Annotated in this window: 15 protein-coding genes; 5 read left to right on the forward strand and 10 right to left on the reverse strand. The window is 69.9% G+C overall.

Going from position 1 to position 19,024, the window contains the following annotated elements; all coding sequences use genetic code 11:
* Positions 1 to 449: 449 nt before the first annotated feature.
* The 4 genes from ribH to ribD are packed head-to-tail and all read right to left on the reverse strand — an operon-like array spanning position 450 to position 3,669.
* A complete protein-coding gene (gene ribH / locus SGCZBJ_RS10395) occupies positions 450 to 902 on the reverse strand; it encodes a 6,7-dimethyl-8-ribityllumazine synthase (protein WP_101717937.1) in 453 nt (150 codons plus the stop codon).
* Positions 903 to 916: 14 nt separating this feature from the next.
* A complete protein-coding gene (gene ribB, locus SGCZBJ_RS26605; RefSeq protein WP_101717938.1) occupies positions 917 to 2,107 on the reverse strand; it encodes a 3,4-dihydroxy-2-butanone-4-phosphate synthase in 1,191 nt (396 codons plus the stop codon).
* Entirely contained in the window at positions 2,074 to 2,697 is a 624-nt protein-coding gene (locus tag SGCZBJ_RS10405) for a riboflavin synthase (RefSeq protein ID WP_101717939.1), read from the reverse strand. The genes ribB and SGCZBJ_RS10405 overlap by 34 nt, the downstream gene beginning before the upstream one ends.
* 9 nt (positions 2,698 to 2,706) lie before the next feature.
* Positions 2,707 to 3,669: a bifunctional diaminohydroxyphosphoribosylaminopyrimidine deaminase/5-amino-6-(5-phosphoribosylamino)uracil reductase RibD gene (gene ribD, locus SGCZBJ_RS10410; protein ID WP_101717940.1), complete on the reverse strand. Its 963-nt coding sequence runs from the start codon at positions 3,667 to 3,669 to the stop codon at positions 2,707 to 2,709.
* A gap of 144 nt (positions 3,670 to 3,813) precedes the next feature.
* Between ribD and SGCZBJ_RS10415 the strand changes: the two genes are divergently transcribed.
* Together SGCZBJ_RS10415 and SGCZBJ_RS10420 are read left to right on the forward strand one after the other, a co-directional pair.
* Positions 3,814 to 4,488: a GntR family transcriptional regulator gene (locus SGCZBJ_RS10415; protein ID WP_101717941.1), complete on the forward strand. Its 675-nt coding sequence runs from the start codon at positions 3,814 to 3,816 to the stop codon at positions 4,486 to 4,488.
* A gap of 101 nt (positions 4,489 to 4,589) precedes the next feature.
* Positions 4,590 to 6,638, forward strand: a complete 2,049-nt coding sequence (locus tag SGCZBJ_RS10420) for a TonB-dependent receptor domain-containing protein (protein ID WP_101717942.1) — start codon at positions 4,590 to 4,592, stop codon at positions 6,636 to 6,638.
* 165 nt (positions 6,639 to 6,803) lie between these two features.
* On the opposite strand, the gene SGCZBJ_RS26070 is transcribed toward SGCZBJ_RS10420, so the two are convergent.
* The 6 genes from SGCZBJ_RS26070 to SGCZBJ_RS10445 form a co-directional block, all read right to left on the reverse strand.
* On the reverse strand, positions 6,804 to 7,037 hold the full coding sequence (locus SGCZBJ_RS26070) for a hypothetical protein (RefSeq protein WP_240621468.1): 234 nt from the start codon (positions 7,035 to 7,037) through the stop codon (positions 6,804 to 6,806).
* Between the two features lie 122 nt (positions 7,038 to 7,159).
* The gene (locus SGCZBJ_RS10425) at positions 7,160 to 9,094 is read right to left on the reverse strand and encodes a beta-N-acetylhexosaminidase (RefSeq protein WP_240621469.1); all 1,935 of its coding nucleotides are present in this window, start codon (positions 9,092 to 9,094) and stop codon (positions 7,160 to 7,162) included.
* Between the two features lie 23 nt (positions 9,095 to 9,117).
* On the reverse strand, positions 9,118 to 9,744 hold the full coding sequence (locus SGCZBJ_RS10430; RefSeq protein ID WP_133149227.1) for a DUF1349 domain-containing protein: 627 nt from the start codon (positions 9,742 to 9,744) through the stop codon (positions 9,118 to 9,120).
* Positions 9,734 to 11,062: a GntP family permease gene (locus tag SGCZBJ_RS10435; RefSeq protein ID WP_101718000.1), complete on the reverse strand. Its 1,329-nt coding sequence runs from the start codon at positions 11,060 to 11,062 to the stop codon at positions 9,734 to 9,736. Before SGCZBJ_RS10435 ends, SGCZBJ_RS10430 begins: the two co-directional genes overlap by 11 nt.
* Before the next feature lie 223 nt (positions 11,063 to 11,285).
* Positions 11,286 to 14,207, reverse strand: a complete 2,922-nt coding sequence (locus SGCZBJ_RS10440; RefSeq protein WP_240621470.1) for a TonB-dependent receptor domain-containing protein — start codon at positions 14,205 to 14,207, stop codon at positions 11,286 to 11,288.
* 535 nt (positions 14,208 to 14,742) lie between these two features.
* Positions 14,743 to 15,681 carry a MurR/RpiR family transcriptional regulator gene (locus tag SGCZBJ_RS10445; RefSeq protein ID WP_101717945.1) on the reverse strand — a complete coding sequence of 313 codons (939 nt, stop codon included), beginning with the start codon at positions 15,679 to 15,681 and terminating at the stop codon, positions 14,743 to 14,745.
* A 183-nt stretch (positions 15,682 to 15,864) separates the two neighbouring features.
* Here SGCZBJ_RS10445 and SGCZBJ_RS10450 point away from each other — a divergent pair, with 183 nt between their 5' ends.
* From SGCZBJ_RS10450 to SGCZBJ_RS10460, 3 genes are read left to right on the forward strand one after another with little or no spacing between them, the layout of a single operon-like run.
* On the forward strand, positions 15,865 to 16,254 hold the full coding sequence (locus SGCZBJ_RS10450; protein WP_058347523.1) for a RidA family protein: 390 nt from the start codon (positions 15,865 to 15,867) through the stop codon (positions 16,252 to 16,254).
* 5 nt (positions 16,255 to 16,259) lie between these two features.
* Entirely contained in the window at positions 16,260 to 17,543 is a 1,284-nt protein-coding gene (locus SGCZBJ_RS10455; RefSeq protein ID WP_101717946.1) for a type III PLP-dependent enzyme domain-containing protein, read from the forward strand.
* 27 nt (positions 17,544 to 17,570) lie between these two features.
* Positions 17,571 to 19,022: an N-acyl-D-amino-acid deacylase family protein gene (locus tag SGCZBJ_RS10460; protein ID WP_101718001.1), complete on the forward strand. Its 1,452-nt coding sequence runs from the start codon at positions 17,571 to 17,573 to the stop codon at positions 19,020 to 19,022.
* Positions 19,023 to 19,024: the final 2 nt, after the last annotated feature.

The following is a 19,024-nucleotide window of genomic DNA, read 5'->3' on the forward strand; positions in this document are numbered from 1 at the left end:
CCAGGTCCCCGAGCGTCCGGTTTTCCCGACCGGACTCTTTCCCGCTCGACTGCATCCCGCCGCCGCATGGTCGCTGGCCGTGCGCCCCTTCGGTGCGGCGAGACGGGTAGAGTGTACGGCGGGTTCGAGCGCGTCTGATCGACGGACGTGAGAAAGTCGTAGGGCGTTGAGTTCGTGGAACTCTTTTCGGCGAACGCCGGGGATCCACGCTGCTCTATCCCCTTCGCTCCCGCTCCTCCCCCGAGAAACGGGGGAGGTGGCGCGGTGCGGATACGCGCCGTGACGGAGGGGGCGACGGCCGGCGCGGCGCCCAGCCTCGCCCCCTCCACCGCTTCGCGGTCCCCCTCCCCCGCAGGCGGGGGAGGAGCGCCTTACCCGGCTACCGCCTCGGCAGCTGAGAACGGCCCCCTCCGGCCCTTTGGGCCGCCTCCCCCAGAGGGGGAGGATCATCAGGCCGCCGCCCGGATCCTGCGCAGCGTCGCAATCGCGCCCAGACACGCCGCGGCGGCCTCGCGGCCCTTGTTGGCGGCGTCGTCGCGGCTGCGGACGATGGCCTGGTCGTCATCGTAGGTGGTCAGCACGCCGAAGGTGATCGGGGTCTCGGTGGCCAGGCCCGCCTGCATCAGGCCGATGCTGGCGCCCAGGCTGATGAACTCGAAATGGGCGGTGTCGCCCTTGATCACGCAACCCAGGCAGACGACGCCGTCGTAGCGGCCGATGCGGGCCAGGGCCTGGGCCAGAAGCGGCAGCTCGAAGGCGCCCGGCGCATCGATGACGTCACCCTCGGCCACCGGCGCGCCGCCTTCCTGTAGTTCGACGAGAGCGCCACGCAGCAGGCCGCCGGTGACCTCGGGATTGAAGCCGCTGACGACGACAGCGATGCGAGTTTCGGGATGGGTCATGAAGCCGGTCCAGGTCAGGAGGCGCGGGCCAGGCCGTGGCCCAGCTTGTCGCGCTTGGCGGCGAGATAGGCGGCGTTGTGCGGGGTGACGGGGGCCAGAAGCGGAACCTGCTCGGCCACCTCGATCCCGCCGGCGCGCAGGGCGGCCGCCTTGCGCGGGTTGTTGCTGAGCAGGCGCAGGCGATCGACGCCAAGGCTCTTCAGCATGGCCACGGCGGCGGCGTAGTCGCGCGGATCGTCGGCGAAACCCAAGGCGTGGTTGGCTTCGACGGTGTCGAGCCCCTCGTCCTGCAAGGCGTAGGCGGCGATCTTGTTGGCGAGGCCAAGCCCCCTGCCCTCGTGGCCGCGCAGATAGACCAGCGCCCCGCCCTCCTCGCCGATGCGGCGCATGGAGGCCTGAAGCTGGGCGCCGCAGTCGCAGCGTTGCGAGCCCAGGGCGTCGCCGGTCAGGCACTCGGAATGCACCCGCACCAGCGGCGCGTCGCCCAGCGGCCCTTTCAGCAGCACGAGATGCTCGACGCCGCTGGTCCGATCGCGGAAGGCGCGGACCTCGAACCGGCCGCCATGGGCCGACGGCAGGTGCGACGCAGCGACCGGCTCGACCGTCTGGACGCGCAGGTGCTCGACCAGCTCGGCGATGGTCAGGATCGGCAGGTCATGACGGGCGCCGAAGACCTCCAGGTCGTCGCGGCGGGCCATGGTCCCGTCGTCGTTCATCACCTCGCAGATGACGGCGGCGGGCGTCAGGCCGGCCAGCCGCATCAGCTCGACCGAGGCCTCGGTGTGGCCGGCGCGAGCCAGCACCCCGCCGGGCACGGCCCGCAGCGGGAAGACGTGGCCGGGCGAGACGATGTCGGCGGGCTTTGCGTCCGGCGCGACCGCGGCCTGGATGGTCAGGGCCCGGTCGAAGGCCGAGATACCGGTGTCGACGCCCACCGCCGCCTCGATCGAGACGGTGAAGGCGGTGCTGCGCCGGGTTTTGTTGTCGGCGACCATCGGCGGCAGGCCCAGGCGGTCGACGGCGTCGGGCTCCATGGCCAGGCAGATCAGGCCGCTGGCGGCCTTGGCCATGAAGGCGATGGCGGGGCCGTCGGCGAACTGGGCGCCGAGCACCAGGTCGCCCTCGTTCTCGCGATCCTCGTCGTCGACCAGGATGATCATGCCGCCGGCCTTCAGGCGTTCGAGGGCGTCAGATAGGCGTGACATAGCCGCTCCACGTATTTGGCCAGCACGTCGACCTCGACATTGATCGGGGCGCCGACGCCGGCGTGCTGAAGGTTGGTGTGGGTCCAGGTGTGGGGGATGATCGTGATCCCGACCGGGAAGCGTTCCTCGGCGTCGGCCGGCCCGACGTGGTTGAGGGTCAGGCTGACCCCGTCGAGGGCGATCGAGCCCTTCTCAACGCAGAAGGCCCGCAAGGCGCCCGGCAGGCTGAGCGTCAGCCGACGCGAGCCGCCGTCGTCGACTGCTTCGGAAAGGCGCGCGACGCCGTCGACATGGCCCTGGACGAGGTGGCCCGACAGCCGGGTCGACAGGGTCACGGCGCGTTCGAGGTTGAGCACCGTTCCGACGCCGGCCGCGCCCAGGCTGGTGCGGGCCAGGGTCTCGGGGCTGACGAAGAAGTCGGCCCCGCCGCCAGGATCATGACGCACGACCGTCAGGCAGACGCCGTTGACGGCGACGCTCTCGCCCAGCGCCAGGTCGGCGAAGCCGGTGGCCAGGGACAGGCGCAGGGCGCCGTCCTCGGGGGCGACGGCGACGACCTCGCCCAGGGTTTCGATGATGCCGGAGAACATGGGGCTCCTTCAGGGGGCCGGGACGCGCAGGGCGGTCTCGACGATGTCGGGATCGCCCGCGCGGGCGGCCTTGGTGATGATGACGCGCTCGTCCCAGAGGCCGGCGGCGAGGAAGGCGGCCGACAGGGTCGGGCCCGCCTCGACCAGGGCCTCCAACGCGCCGCCATCACCGAGATCGGCCAGCAGCGAGGGGATGTCGGCGTGGACGGAAGGATCGAGGCCGCGCTCTCGGGCGGCGGCCAGATAGCTGCCAGGCACGCGCCCCCGGCGGTCGAGTATGGCCAGGCGACGCGGCGCGCGGCGCGGGTCGGCCACCCGGCGGACGGTCAGCAGCGGGGCGTCGGCCAGGATCGTGCCCGAACCGGTGATCACCGCGTCGGCGCGGCGGCGCAGGGCATGGGCCAAGTCGAGCGAAGCCTGCGAGGTGAAGGTCTTCTCGCCCGGCGGCGGGACCATCGAACCGCCAGCGGTGAAGGCCTGCTTGAGAGTCACCCAGGGACGGCCGTGCAGGGCGCGCATGACGAAGGGCGCGATCAGCCGCGCGGCCTCGTCGGCCAGCGGTCCGGCGACGCGGGTCACGTCCAGGCCGGCGGCCGAAAGGCGGTCGGCCCCGCCGCCGGCGACGGCCGGATTGGGATCGCGAGCGCCGATCCAGACGGCGCGGGCGGGGCTGGCCAGGATCGCCTCGCTGCACGGCCCGGTACGGCCGTGGTGGTTGCAGGGCTCCAGGGTGACGACCAGGGTATGGACCGCCTCCCAGCGGTCGCGGCAGGCGGCGAGCGCGGCGGCTTCGGCGTGCGGCAGGCCCGCGCCCTCATGGGCCTCTACCGCCAGGACGGAGCCGTCGGCGGCCAGCACGGCGCAGCCCACCGGCGGGTTGGGCGCGGTGGCGCCGGCAAGGGCGGCGGCGGCGTCGAGGGCCAGGCGGAAGGCCCGGGCGATGGCCGGCGGTGGAGGCGAAAGAGCCGTCATGCCAAGCAGTTAGGCCGCGCTCCTCAGCCTCGCCAAGCGTTGGTCGCTTTTCGAAACTCTTACATGTTAGAGCCCATGGGAAATGACGACGGCGCGTTTTGCGCCTACGAGCGTGAGCATGCGCGCGCAGCCCCCGAACCGGCCATGAAGGGCCCCCTGAACAGCGTCGAGCCTCATGGCGACTGGGCGCCGGGACTGCAAAAGGCCCGCCTCTACGAGCTGATCCTGCAGGACATCATCCTGGGCGAACTGCCACCGATGCAGGTGCTGGAGGAGAAGGCCCTGGCCGCTCGATACGCCGGCGGCGTGGCGGGGGTGCGCGAGGCGCTGGGACGGCTGGCCATCGAAGGCCTGGTCGTGCGGCGGCCGCGCGTGGGCACCATCGTCGCGCCGATGGACGTCACCGAGATCGAGCACGCCTTCGAGGTGCGGCGAATGCTGGAAGGCCGCACGGCTGCCCTGGCCGCCCGCAACCGCCGCCCGGCCGACCTGGTGGCCATCACCGCCGCCTTCGAGGGGGCCGAAGCGGCGATCGAAGCCGGCGACTTCCGGGCCATGCTGGCCATGGACCACGCCTTTCACCGCGCGGTGGCCTTCGCCGCCCAGAACCCCACCCTCGCCCGCTTCGTCATCGCCCTGCAGAACGTCGCGACGCGGTTCTGGATCTGGCAGATGGAAAAGCAGACGCCGGAGGAGCAGATGGCCGACGTGGTGCTGCACCGGGCCCTGGCCCAGGCCATCGTCGACCGCGACCCGGCCGCCGCCGAAGCCATCTGCGCCCAGTTGATCGGCGAGCCGCCCAGCGCCCAACGCGCCTGACATCGCCCATGATGGGTGAAAAATGGGCCGACTACGGGTTGCGAATTGTTACGTTATAACATAGTTGACCTCCTACTATTGTTAGATGGGGTCAGCGTTCCATGCAACTTCGAAGCATCCTTCTCGCCGCCGGCAGCCTTACCGCCCTTGCCGCTCCGACCTGGGCGCTCGCCGCGCAATCCGGCCCCGGCGGGACCGACGTCGAGGGCGTGGTGGTGACAGCCGACCCGCTGGGCCGCTCGGGCAAGGAGGTGATCTCCAGCGTCGCGGTGCTGACCGGCGAAGAGTTCGTGCAGCGCCGCCAGGCGACGCTGGGTGAGACGCTGAACGGCCTGCCCGGCGTCAATTCCGACACCTTCGGCGGCGGCGCCAGCCGGCCGGTGATCCGCGGCCAGACCGCCCCGCGCGTGAAGGTGCTGAGCGAGGGCGCGGCCCTGATGGACGCCTCGGAAGTGTCGCCTGACCACGCCGTTTCCGGCGAGCCACTGCTGCTGGAAGGCGTTGAGATCCTGCGCGGTCCCAGCGCCCTGCTCTACGGCGGCGGCGCGATCGGCGGCGCGGTCAACCTGATCGATCGCAAGATCCCGACCCAGGTCCCGCCGCTGGGCGGCGACGGCGTGGCCGAGGTGCGCTTCGGTTCGGGCGACAACGAGCGGGCCGGCGTGCTAGGCCTGACGGCGGGCGTGGGCCAGTTCGCGGTGCGGATCGAGGCCGCCGGCCGCAAGACCGACGACTACGAGGCCCCCGGCTTCGACAGCTCGACGGTCCCCGGCACCTTCAACCGCACCTCGACGGCGACCCTTGGCCTGTCGTGGATCGGCTCACGCGGCTATCTGGGCGCGGCCTACACCCAGCAGGACAGCAAGTACGGCCTGCCCGGCCACAGCCACGAATACGAGTCGTGCCATCCGCATGGCGCGACCCTGCACTGCGGCGGCCATGACGATCACGGCGACGAGGATGACCACGATCACGACCATGAGGGCGAGGAGCACGGCGCCCCGGTGGTCGACCTGCTGAGCAAGCGCGTCGACGTGCGCGGCGAGATCAACGACCCGTTCGCCGGTGTCGAGCGCATCCGTTTCCGTGGCGGCTACACCGACTATCGCCACCACGAGATCGAGGACGGCGCCATCGCCACCACCTTCGGCAACGAGGGCTACGACGCCCGCGTCGAGGTGCAGCACGCGCCGATCGGCGGGGTGCGCGGCGTGGTCGGCGTGCAGGTGGGCAAGAGCGACTTCTCGGCCGTCGGCGAGGAGGCCTTCCTTCCGCAGAGCCGCACGGAGACGAAGGCGCTGTTCGTGGTCGAGGAATACGTGGCCGGCGACTGGCGCTTCGAAGGCGCCCTGCGCCAGGAGTGGCAGGAGGCCAGCGCCGAAGGGCGCGTGGACACCGACCACAAGCCGTTCTCGGCCTCGGCCGCGGCCAGCTGGACCTTCACGCCGGGCTATGTGGCCTCGCTGTCGGTGGCCCGCTCGCAGCGCGCGCCCAGCGCCCAGGAGCTCTATGCCCGCGGCGTGCACCTGGCGACCAACACCTACGAGATCGGCTCGGCCGGCCTCGACGTCGAGACCGCCGCTTCGGTGGAGCTGGGCGTGCGCAAGACCCAAGGCGCCACGACCTTCTCGGCCAGCGCCTATCGCTACGCCTATGACGGCTACATCTATGCCGACACGCTGGACCGGTACGAGGACTTCCGCCTGGTGCGCTACGCTCAGGACGACGCCACCTTCACCGGCCTGGAGGGCCAGGTGACCCAGAAGCTGAAGCCCTGGCTGTCGGTGACCGCCTTCGGCGACTACGTGCGGGCCAAGCTGAAGGACGGCGGCGGCGACCTGCCGCGCATTCCGGCCGGACGCCTGGGCCTGCGCGGCGACGCCAAGAGCGGCGCTTGGAGCGGCAATGTCGAATATGTGCGGGTGTTCGAGCAGGACCGCGTCGCGGCCTTCGAAAGCCAGACGCCGGGCTACGACATGATCAACGCCACGCTGGCCTACGACCTGCCGATGGGCCCGGTGATCGGCCAGGTGTTCCTGCGCGGCACGAACCTGCTGGACGAGAAGGCGCTGAACCACGCGTCGTTCGTCAGCACCTCGGCGCCGCTGCGCGGACGCAACGTGGTGATGGGTCTGCGGGCGCTGTTCTAGGGCGACCTCGGCTTGGAGACGCCATCCCCTCCCCGGCGTCTCCGAAGGTTCGTCATCCCGGCCGCAGCGTAGCGGAGAGCCGGGACCCAGGAGTCGGCGCATTGCAGCGGCCCCTGGGTCCCGGGCCTGCGGACCGCTTCGCGGTCCTCCGCCCGGGATGACGAACTATTTGTCGACGCCCGGCGTGATCCGCACGCTGTGCACGACCCACATCGGCTCGATGGCCTTGCTGGCGAAGGTGAAGCAGATGTCGCCCTTGCCGCGCGGCGGGGCGTCGATGACGATCTCGGTCAGGGCCGAGTTCTTGGCCGCCTCCGTCAGCGGCACGGTGGCCAGACGCGGCCCCTTGCAGCCGAAGCGCACCTCCAGCTCGCCCTCGGGCCGCGAGGGCGGACGCACCGGCAGCGGCTCCAGCTTGTTGCCGAGCTGGAAGTTGAACGGCAGCTGGCCGACCGTGACGGTCAGCTTGGCGCCGGCCGTGAGGTCCGCGTCCTTCCAGATCCAGCACGGGTTGAGGATGTCTAGCAGGAAGGTGGCGCGTCGCCCTTATCGTTGGCGCCGTCGTCCTCGAGGTTGAGGATCAGGCCCTCGGTGCAGCGGGCCAGCTGGTGCGAGCGGCGGGTCAGGGCCGTATCGGCGGTGACGTTCCAGGCGCGCACCCGGCCCAGCGGATGCTTGCCCTGGAAGGTGCGGGCCTTCAGTTGCGCCCCGGCTTGCAGCTTCAGCGGCGCGGCGTAGCGCGGCGAGGCGGCGGTCGGCTCGGAACCGTCGGTGGTGTAGCGCACCTCGCCGACCTGGAGGCCGGTGTCGAGGCTGGCGCCGATCTCCGAGCCCTTCGGCCAGTCGAACGAAGCCTGCGGCTCGAACGGCACGGCATCATAGGCGAGACCCAGGTCCGACAGGCGGCCGAGGGTGGCCGGCAGGCGATCCTCGAAGCCGGCCCAGCCCTGCTTTTCGCGCGAGGTCCAGGCGTTCTCGGCCAGGGCCGCCAGGCGCGGGAACAGCATGGTCACCGCCCGCTCGTCGGTGCGGATATGCTCGCTGAACATCGTGGCCTGCATGCCCAGTACGTGCTTGTGCTGCTCGGGCGTCAGTTCCGACGGCTCAGCATTGAAGGCGTAGACGCTTTTCAGCGTCGAGAGCTTGCCGCGACCGGGCGGTTCGTCCGGCGAGGTGCTCTGGCGATGGTCGAAATAGAGCACAGGCCCCGGCGCCAGCACGGTGTCGTGCCCCTGCTTGGCGGCGGCGACAGCGCCTTCCAGCCCCCGCCAGGACATGACCGTGGCGTTGGGGGCCAGACCCCCTTCGAGGATCTCGTCCCAGCCGACCAGGCGGCGGCCCTTGGCGTTGAGATGCTTTTCGATGCGCTGGATGAAGTAGCTCTGCAGGGCGTGCTCGTCGGCCAGGCCCAGCTCCTTCATGCGGGCCTGGATCTTCGGACTGGCCTCCCACTGGGCCTTCAGCGCCTCGTCGCCGCCGACGTGGATGTATTCCGACGGGAAGATCGCCATCACCTCGTCGAGCACGTCCTCCAGGAAGGCGAAGGTCGCATCGTCGACGTTGAAGATGTCGGGATAGACGCCCCAGTCGGCCATCACCCGATCGGCGGCCGGGCGCGTGCCCAGTTGCGGATAGCTGGAGATCGCCGCCTGGGCGTGGCCGGGCATCTCGATCTCGGGCACGACGACGATGCTGCGGGCGGCGGCGTAGGCGACGATCTCGCGCGCCTGGTCCTGGGTGTAGAAGCCGCCGTAGCGAACCTCCTCGCCGGAAGCCTTGTAGCCCGCCGCCCCGGCCGGACGCCGCCAGGCGCCGTGGTCGGTGAGGTTGGGGTGCTTCTTGATCTCCAGGCGCCAGCCCTGGTCGTCGGTCAGGTGCCAGTGCAGCGTGTTCAGCTTCAGGCTGGCCATGCCGTCGATGATCCGCTTGATCGTCGGCAGGCTCTGGTAATGGCGGGTGCTGTCGAGCATCAGGCCGCGCCAGGAAAAGCGCGGGGCGTCCTCGATGCGCACGGCCTGCACGCGGACCGGCGCGCCGGCCTTGTCCTGACCAGCCAACTGCCAAAGCGACACCGCGCCGTAGAACAGACCCGCCTTGTCCTGGGCGAGGATCTGCGCGCGCTGGGACGAGACGTCGAGGGCGTAGGCCTCGCCCGCCGGACCGCCGCGCGACAGCACGACGCCGCCGGGGCCCGTCGGCGCGCCTTCCTTGATCGCCAGGCGCACGCCGCGCGTGGCGGCCAGGGTGTCGACCAGCCACTGGGCCGCGACCCGGGCCTCGGCGTCGCCCTGCGCGATCCAGACGGCGTCGCCGGCGCGCAAAGTCAGAGAACCTTGCGCCGGCGCGATCTTGGCCGGGGCCGGGGTGACAGCGAAGGCCTGTGCGGCCAGGGCGGGCGCGGGCAGCACGGCGGCGAGCGCGACGGCGGCCGCGACGGGTCGGAGGGCGAAAGGCATGGTCAGCTCCCAGCGGCCTCTTTTCAGAGGCTCTTGATCGTTATGTTTGAAATCCGGGCCGCAAAGCCCTTGCCGGCCGGCGAAGCGGCCATGACGCCAAGGTCGACCACGTCCGGCATCGGCAGGTGGCCAAGGCGGGTGTCGACGAAGGCCCCCTCACCCACCGCATGGGCGCAGAACAGGGTCTGGCCCGAGCGGCGCAACTTGACCCGCACGGCCGGCGCGGTGGGGATCACGAGCGACGAGCCGTCCGACCAGTCGCGGGTGAAGACGGTGGCCGAGTGCAGTTCTCCGCCCAGCCGCTCGACGCCGGTCTTCATCCAGAGATCGGGGGCCAGGCGCAGCATCAGGCCGGTCTGGTCGGCGTCGGCGGCGTAGTCGCCGGCCAGGGTCGCCGTCATCTCGAAGTCGCCGGACTGGCGGCGGAACCAGAAGTGGCCGTTGTCGATCAGCGGTCCGCCGGCCGTGCGACGCCAGAAGTCGGTTCCGGGACCGGCCTCGCAGGCCAGGGTCTTGTCCTTCCAGGCCCAGGTCGGCGGCGCGTTCAGCCACGACCAGCCGTCGTTGGCGGCGGCCACGGCCGGCATGGCGACGGCTGCGGCAGCGCCTGCGAGAAAGGCTCGGCGGTCGAGGGCGCGATCAGACGACAAGGCTGAGCCCCAGCACACAGATCAGGCCGACGATCCCGACCAGGCTCTCCATCACCGTCCAGGACAGCAGGGTTTCCTTCAGGGTCAGGCCGAAATACTCCTTGAACAGCCAGAAGCCCGGGTCGTTGACGTGCGAGAACATCAGGCTGCCGGCGCCGATGGCCAGGACCATCAGGTTGGGGTCGACGCCGGTCGTGGCCATCAGGGGCTGGATCAGGCCGGCGGCGGTGAGGCCCGCGATGGTGGCCGAGCCCAGGGCGACGCGGATGACGACGGCGATCAGCCAGCCCAGCACCAGCGGGTGCAGCGGCAGAGAGCCGAGCCAGCCGCCGAGCGTGGCGCTGACGCCGCTGTCGACGAACACCTGCTTGAGGGCCCCCGCCCCCGCCAGGATCAGCAGGATCGAGGCCACGTCCTTCAGGGCGTCGCCATAGCGCTGCATCTGCACGGGAATGCCGATCCCGCGCAGCACCCCCAGGCTGAAGGTGGCGTAGATCAGGCACAGGGTCAGGACGACGGCGGGGTTGCCGAGGAAGCCGATCAGGTCGTGGGTCGGCGACGGGTTCCTGAACGCCACCAGCAGCGCCGTGGTGGCGGCGATCAGCACGACGGGCAGCAGCGCGGTCGTGAAGCTGTTGATCGGCCCCGGGGCCTTGGCGTCCGCGGCCTCCTCGGCGGCGAACGGCGAGTCTGCGGGCGGTCCGCCCAGCGGCAGCAGGTTGACGCGCTTGAGCACCAGGGTCAGCAGCGGGCCGCCGACCATCAGGGCGGCGATGGCGACGATCAGGCCATAGCCGAGGGTCAGGCCCGTGTCGGCGCCGAACAGGGTGACGAGGGCGGCGGGCGACGGGTGCGGCGGCAGGTAGCCGTGGGCCACCGACAGACCTGACAGCAGCGGCAGACCGACATAGACCGGCGGCAGGTCAGCCCGCTTGGCGATCGAGAAGATCAGCGGGATCATGACCACGAAGCCGACGCTGTAGAACAGCGGGATGCCGACGATCAGGCCGGTCATGGCCATGGCCAACAGGATGAAGCGCAGGCCCACGGCGCCGATCAGGGCGCGGGCGATGCTCTGGGCGGCGCCGCTGTCGGCGATGGCGCGGCCGAACATGGCCCCCAGGCAGATGATGGCCACGAGGCCGCCGAGCATGTCGCCGACGCCCTTCTCGAGGGACTTGGGGATCTGGGCCAGCGGCATGCCGAACAGCACCGCGCCGCCCAGCGCCACGACCAGGAAGGCCAGGAACGGCGGGACCTTGCCCCAGGCGATCAGCACGACCAGCAGCGCGATCAGCGCGACAACGGCGAGCACCATCATGACCAAGCCACCACCCTAGAGCACGCGGGCGACGTTTCGCTCCGCTGCGGGAAGGAAAGAGCGATTCCCCGGCGCCGTGGGGTTTTGTGGCGCCGGGGAATCTAAAGCCGGACAAGGCAGGGGATCCGCCTTGGGGCTGAGGCCCGGCCGCTTACCGGGGAGGGAGTGGCTTCGCGGCCGGTGGTGGGCGCGCTCGCAGAAGCGCGCCCGAGCACGGCGATCAGAACCGCAGGCGAACGCCCGCGCGGTACATCCGACCGATGGTGTCGTAGAGGTAGGGGTTGACGCCCGGGCTGACGTTGGTGGTCGGCGCGGCGACCGGATCCTCGTCGAACAGGTTGTCGACCTTGAAGTAGGCGGTGACGTTGTCGTTGACGTCGTAGGTGCCGCCGAGGTCGACGTAGGTCGCCCCCTCCATGTGGTTGTTGTCGATGGTGCGGCGCTGCACGGTCGAAACCGGGCAGTTGGTCTGGCACTCGATGTATTCGTTGTTGTAGACGCCGTCGCTGATCCAGCGCTGGTAGAGGGTCAGGCTGAGGCGATCGAGCGCCCAGGTCTGGCTGAAGGTGGCCTTCCAGTCAGGGGTGTTGGACAGGTTCACGCCGGCGCTCTCGACCGGGATCGTGCCCAGCACGCCCGAGGTGGTCTTGAAGCTCATGACGTGGGTGGCCAGGGCCCGGATCGACAGCGTGCCCGGCAGGCCCCAGTCTTCCAGGTTCTTGCGGTAGATGGCCTCCAGGTCGACGCCCTTGGTGCGCATGGTGGCCACGTTGAAGGCCTGCACCCGCACGAAGTTGGTGTTGGGCTGGGTGCTGGTCAGCAGCATCGCCCCGCAGATCTCCTGGTTGCCGGCGACGCACAGGTCGACCAGGTCCTGGGCGGCCAGCGAGTTGATGGCGCCGTCGACCTTGATGTCGAAATAGTCGGCCGAGAAGCTGAAGCCCGGCAGCCAGGCCGGCTCGGCCAGGACGACGCCGACCTCGGTGTTGCGGGCGATTTCCGGACGCAGGTTGCTGTTGCCGACGATCTCCTGGAGGACGTTCACCGCCGTGCCGCGATAGAGCACGGTGGCGTTGGTCACCACCGGCGGCGCGAACAGTTCGCCCAGGTTGGGGGCGCGGATGTCGCGCGAAGTCACGGCCCGCAGGCGCAGGCCCTGGACCGGGGTCTTCCAGACGCCGCCCAGCTTCCACGTCGTGACGTTGCCCGAGGTGCTGTACTTGGTCTGGCGGACCGCGCCGTTGATGTTGGCCTCGCCGAGGGTCTCGGACTGGAGGACCGGCACGTTGGCTTCGAGGTAGCCTTCAGTCACGTGATAGGAGCCGTGGCCGCCGTGATAGTTGCCGGCATACCAGTTGTTGCCGGCCAGGCGCAGCAGCGGATCGGCCTTGTAGTCGTCGGTGTAGCCGTTGTCGGCCGTCGCGCCGTCGCCATAGGGGTCGCCGATCGTGCGGTACTTCTCCTCGCGCCATTCCAGGCCGGCGGCGATGGCCACCAGGCCGGCCCACGACTGGAAGGGCTCGCCGGTGACGTTGAACGCGGCGACGGACTCGTTCTGCTTGGAGCGCTGGCGCGGCCCGTTCTTGGGCATGACATAGGCCAGGGCGGCCGGATCCTGGGCGACATTGCCGATGATGTTCAGCGGCACGCAGCCGGCGGCGCGGGCGATCGGATCGCGGCAGATCACCGTGCCGTTCGGGCCGGCGATGGCGTCGATGGCGGCGTTGTAGCGCGGCGTCAGAGTGATGTTGTCGACGTCGATGCTGATGCGGTTGACGCCGTAGGCGTAGTAGGCGTCATAGCTCCACGACGTGCCGAATACTTCGCGGCTGCCGGTCGCGCCCAGCACGAAGCGTTCCTGCTCGCGCTTGACGTTGACGTCGATGGGACCGAAGGCGCCGTTGCTGGTGCCCATCTGGAAGCTGGTGATGTTGTTGCTGACGCAGGCCGAACGGATGGCGGCCGGCACGAACGGATTCTCGCACTGGATGGTCAGGCCCGTGCGCTCGGCGCCGACATTGGGCTGGTTGAGCGAGTTCACCTGGGCGAAGTTGGTGGTCAGGTAGAGCTCGTCGTCGTCGCCCCACTTGTAGCTGACGCGGCCGTAGGCGACTTTTCGCTTGAGCCGCGCGGCCAGGGTCGGCGAGGCGCCGATGCCGCCCGACAGGTCGCCGCCGACGCAGAACGGGGCGAAGCAGCCGGTGACGCCGCCGGCGCCGTTGGGCGCGCCGCCCGAACCGTACTGGAACTGGTAGGGCGCGCCGCCCGCACCGAACGCGATGCCCTGCAGCGGGCCGTTCGTGATCAGGCCGTACTGGGCGTACTGGATCTGCTGGGCGCCCTTGATGACGCGATACTGCGGCCGGCCGTCGGTGGTCGAGGCCAGCGGGCGCACCTGGATGGCGGGGGTTTCGTACCAGTCACGGCCGCCGGCCTGCTGCTCGCCGAAGCCGCCGGCCAGGACGCCGGCCTCGCGGCTGTATTCGACGCTGCCGATGACGCGCAGGCGATCGTCCATGAAGGCGTCGCCGAACGCGGCCTGGGCCACGAAGGTGTCGTTGTCGCGATACTTGCTCTCGCCGCCTTCGAGGCGGGCCTTGAAGCCCTCGAAGGTCTTGTCGGTGACGAAGTTGACCACGCCGCCGATGGCGTCCGAACCGTAGGAGGCCGAGGCGCCGCCGGTGACCACGTCGACCTGCTTGATCAGCAGTTGCGGAAACTGGCTGACGTCGGAGACGCCGTTGATGTTGGCCGGGGTGACGCGCTGGCCGTCCAGCAGGGTCAGGGTGCGGATGGGCCCAAGGCCGCGCAGGCTGAACGAGCTCAGGCCCTGCATGCCGCTGCTGGTGCTGTTGACGAAGACCGTCTTGCCGGTGCTGCCTTGCAGGGCCGGCATCTGGACGATGGCCTGAAAGACGTTGGGCTGCGAGGCCTTTTCCAGGTCCTCGGCGGTGACGGTGGTGGTCGGCGTCGGCTGGGTGAAGCCGCGCGAGGCGATGCGAGAACCGGTGACCACGACTTCCGAGACCGTGGCGTCACCTTCGGCGGCGGGCGCTTCGGCTTGCTGAGCCGCGTGGGCCATCGCCCCCCAGGACAACAGCGCCAGAGCCGAGACCGTGCCGGCATAGGTTCGGCGATTCAATTTCAACAACTTCCAGCCCCCTTGCTCAAGGAGCACGAGCCCGGGCGCACTGTTGGCGCTCACTGGAACCCGACTCCAGATAAATGTTATTACTTCCCCGCATACGCAGATATGCTCTTTATATTTTCGAATGTCGGACAATTAGGCTCGGATACTGTTGCGAACCGGGCCACCGCCTTCAATTCCCGCCCTCTTGAGGACGCAGGAAGGATTGTCACAGGCCCTATATAACGTCAATCACAAAACATTCATTTATGTAGCAATCATAAAACGATTGCCTATGACCCCACCCGAAAACCCGCAAATTACCTTATTTTTCAGCGCACAAGGCGGCGCCCATAAATGCGGCGCCGATGAAAGATGCGCTATCAAGGCAACGCAAGCAGCACCCGCCGCACACGCGGAGCGCATGAGACCGCTATCAAGAAAAGATCGAATTCCAAGCGCGGGAATAGGCGATACGCCGCCCCACCCAAGCATATGACGCCCCGGCGGCCAGAAGAGCCGCCCGGGCGACCGCTCGACCGCCGAAGCCTCAGTCGCCGATCGGCTGCTGAGGCGCGATCCCGTGCAGCCAGGCGACGCTGCCGCGGGCCCGGCGCAGCATCTGATGCGCCCGCTCGCCCAGCGACACGGCGACCGCATAGGCCAGCCGGTCGATGACGAACAACTGGGCGAAACGCATCGGGTTGGGCTGGAACTCCTCGACCCCCGACGGCGACAAACCCACGTGCAGGCAGACGTCGGCGTCGCGGCCGAGCGGCGAATCCGCGTCGGTGATGGCGATGCAGGTCGCCTTGTAGTGCTTGGCCAGCTCCATGCTTTCCTGCAGCTCGCGCGGACGCCCCGTGGACGACAGGAACAGCGCCACGTCGCCGGGCGACAGGATGGCGGCCGACATGCGCTGGGCGTAGCCGTCGGTGAACACCATGGCCGGCACGTCGAGGCGGAACAGGCGGTTGTGGATCTCGCTGGCCAGCGCCGCCGAACTGCCGCCGATGCCGTAGATCACCACGCGCGCGGCCTTGGCGATGGCCAGGGCGGCGACCTGCAAATCCTTTTCATTCAAGGTTTCGCGCGTGCGCCCCAGGGCGTCGATGATGGTGTCGAACAGCCGGTCGGCGACCGCCGCGTCGGCGCCCAGAGGCGCCTGCGGCTCGGGCCGCGCCGGCGCCGGACGGGCCGCCCGCTCGCGCTGGTCGGTGACGGCCTGGGCGTGGGCCAGCTCCTGGATCAGGCGGAACTTCAGGTCCTTGAAGCCCTCGCAGCCGACCGTGCGGCAGAAGCGCAGGACCGTCGGCTCGCTGACCCCCAGGTCGGTCGCCACCGACTTCACGCTGGCGCGGACGAACTCGTGCGGCGACTTCAGGATCAGCTTGGCGATCTTGAGATCCGAGCGCGTCATCGCCTCCATCATCGCATCGATGCGCGGAAGGATGTCGCCGTCGTCGACGGCGTTTTCAGACTGACTCATCCCCCGATCCCTTCACCAAACGGCGCGCGCCCGACGACTGATACCGACAACGATGTCGCGCCGCAATCAAGGCCGCTGCCCCACCAGCATCAAGAATGATAGTTTTGCTACATTTTCGTTGACACCGCTACATCCGGCATGGCTCCTGAGCATCGGAACTCGACCTTGAGTCAGGAGAATTTCGTGTCCATCCAACGCATCGGCGCGGCCACCACGGGCACCGGCGGCAACGCCCTGCCCTTCTGCCAGGCCACGGTCGCCAACGGCTTCGTCTTCGTCTCGGGCCAGGTGCCGATGGACGAGAACGGCGTGCTGGTCGACGGCGGCGTCGTGCCCCAGACCCACAAGGTCATCGAGAACATCGTCGGCATCCTGGCCAAGGCCGGCTGCACCCTGAAGGACGTGGTCAAGGCCAATGTCTGGCTGGACGACGCCCGCGACTTCCACGCCTTCAACCGCGTCTACAACAGCTATTTCGGCGACGCCCTGCCGGCCCGCGCCTGCGTGCAGTCGCCGATGATGGTCGACTGCAAGGTCGAGATCGAGGTCATCGCCCTGGTTCCGCAGGCCTGACGCCGATGATGTCGCCCGCCGATCTCGACACGCTGGTCCTCGCGCCCGGAACCAAGGCCGTGCCGCTGGACGGCTCGGTGCGCACGCTCGGAGACTTCTCTGGACGCGGCCTCTCGCTGCTCGGCGGCGACATCCCGATGCCGGCCGCGGTGCTGAAGCGCGCCGCGATCGACAACAATCTGTCGGTCATGCAGGCCTATGTCGACGCGGCGGGCGCCAGGCTCGCCCCTCACGCCAAGACGACCATGTGCCCGCAGCTGCTGACGCGGCAGATCGAGGGCGGCGCCTGGGGCCTGACGGCGGCGACCATGACCCAGCTGAAGCTGTGCCACGAGATCGGCGCCCCGCGCCTGATCCTGGCCAACCAGCTGGTCGGCCGCGCCGAGATCGAGTGCCTGCGCGACCTGACGACCAAGGCGCCCGAGCGCCCGGTCTATGTGCTGGTCGACGGCGAGGCCGGCGTGCGGGCCATTTCCGACATCTTCGCCGCCGCACCCGACGCGCCGCCGGCCCGCCTGCTGATCGAGCTTGGCATGGCCGACGGCCGCTGCGGCGTGCGCTCGGCGGGCGAAGGCCTGGCGCTGGGCCGCCTGGTCCACGCCCTGCCGGGCGTCGAACTGCATGGCGTCGAGGGCTATGAGGGCCTGGTCTTCAGCGACCACGCCGTGCGGGACGCGACGGAGGTCGACGCCTATCTCGACGGCCTGATCGGCCTGCACCACGCCCTGCGCGCCGAAGGCCTCTACGCTCCGGCCGAAGTGGTGCTGACCGCCGGCGGCTCTGCCTATTACGACCTGGTGGCCCGCGCCCTGGCCGGCGAGGCGCCGGGCGCGACGATCGTGCTGCGCAGCGGCTGCTACGTCACCCATGACAGCGGCTTCTATCGCGAACTGCTGAGCCGCATGGACGCCCGCGAGGCCGTCGGCGCCCCGCCCCGGCTGCGCCCCGCACTGGAGGTGTGGACCCGGGTGATCTCGCGCCCGCAGCTGGACATGGCCATCGTCATGATGGGCAAGCGCGACGTCTCGTTCGACATCCACCTGCCGACGGCCCGCCGCTGGTTCCGTCCCGGCCTCCACCAGCAGGCGCAGAGCATCGACGGCGTCGTCACCGCCAAGCTGGCCGACCAGCACGGCTTCCTCACCACCGCCCCCGACGCCGACCTGGCTGTCGGCGACCTGCTGGGCTTCGAGATTTCCCACCCCTGCACGACCTTCGACAAGTGGTCGGTGCTGCTGGAGGTCGACGAGGCCTACGGCGTGCTGGGCGGCCTGAAGACCTTTTTCTAAAGCGAGCGTTCCTTGAGCAGTCCGACCATGGCAAGCCCCCTCCCCGCCGCCGACATCGTCCTGAAGGGCGGCACGGTCATCGACGGAAGCGGCGGCGCGGCCTTCGTCGCCGACGTCGCCCTGGCCGGCGACACCATCGTGGCCGTGGCCCCCTCGCTGCCGACAGGCATGGCGCAGGTGATCGACGTCTCGGGGCTGGTGGTGGCGCCTGGCTTCATCGACGTGCACACCCACGACGACCTCGTCTGCATCACCCAGCCCGACATGCTGCCCAAGATCAGCCAGGGCGTGACGACCGTGGTGGCGGGCAACTGCGGGATCTCGGCCCCGATGCTGCGCTTCGACGAGGCGGTGGCCGAGCCCTTCAACCTCCTGGGCGCGCGCGAAGACTTCGCCTACGCCGCCTTCGCCGACTATCGCCGCGCCATCGAGGCGGCCAGCCCACGCATCAACGTGGCGGCCCTGGTCGGCCACTCGACCCTGCGCGTGCTGTGCATGGCCGACCTGGAGCGCCCGGCCACGGCCGCCGAGCGCGAGGCGATGGACGCCCTGCTGCGCGACGCCCTATCGGAAGGCGCCCTGGGCATGAGCTCGGGCGTGTTCTACGCCCCGGCCTGGGCGGCCGACATGGAAGAGCTCCAGGCGCTGGCCCGCACGGTGGCGCAGGCCGGCGGCGTCTACACCGCCCACATCCGCGACGAGCGCGAGGGCATCATCGAGGCCCTGAAGGAGGCCTTCGCCGTGGCCGCGCCCAGCGGCGCGCCGCTGATCCTGTCGCACCACAAGTGCGCCGGCGTGCGCAACTGGGGCCGGGCGGCCGAGACCCTGGGCCTGATCGACCAGACCCGCCAAAGCCAGCCGGTGCACCTGGACTGCTACCCCTACACCGCCGGCTCGACCATCATCCGACCCGACCTGGCCGACGGCGAGGTCGAGATCCTGGTCAACTGGTCCGAGCCGCATCCGGAGATGGCCGGCCGCACCCTGGCGGCGATCGCCGCCGACTGGGGCCTGACCCAGCCGGAGGCGGCCGAACGGCTGATGCCCGGCGGCGCCAGCTACTTCCAGATGGCCGAGGCCGACATGCGCTCGATCCTGGCCCATCCCTGCTGCATGGTCGGCTCGGACGGCCTGCCGCACGACAAACGCCCGCACCCGCGCCTGTGGGGCGCGTTCCCCCGCGTGCTGGGCCACTATGCCCGCGACCAGAAGCTGATCAGCCTGGAGGCGGCCGTGCACAAGATGACCGGCCTGGCCGCCGACACCTTCCGCCTGGCCGGTCGCGGCCGCGTGGCCGCGGGCATGAAGGCCGACCTGACGGTCTTCGACGCCGAGGCGATCATCGACCAGGCCACCTACGAGGCGCCGACGCGTCCGGCCAAGGGCGTGGAGCATGTCTTCGTCAACGGCGCCCTGGCCTGGAGCGACGGCGGCGTGGTCGGCCAGCGAGCGGGCCGCTTCCTGCGCTCGGCCGCCTGAAG

The organism is Caulobacter zeae, assembly GCF_002858925.1.
GTDB lineage: Bacteria > Pseudomonadota > Alphaproteobacteria > Caulobacterales > Caulobacteraceae > Caulobacter > Caulobacter zeae.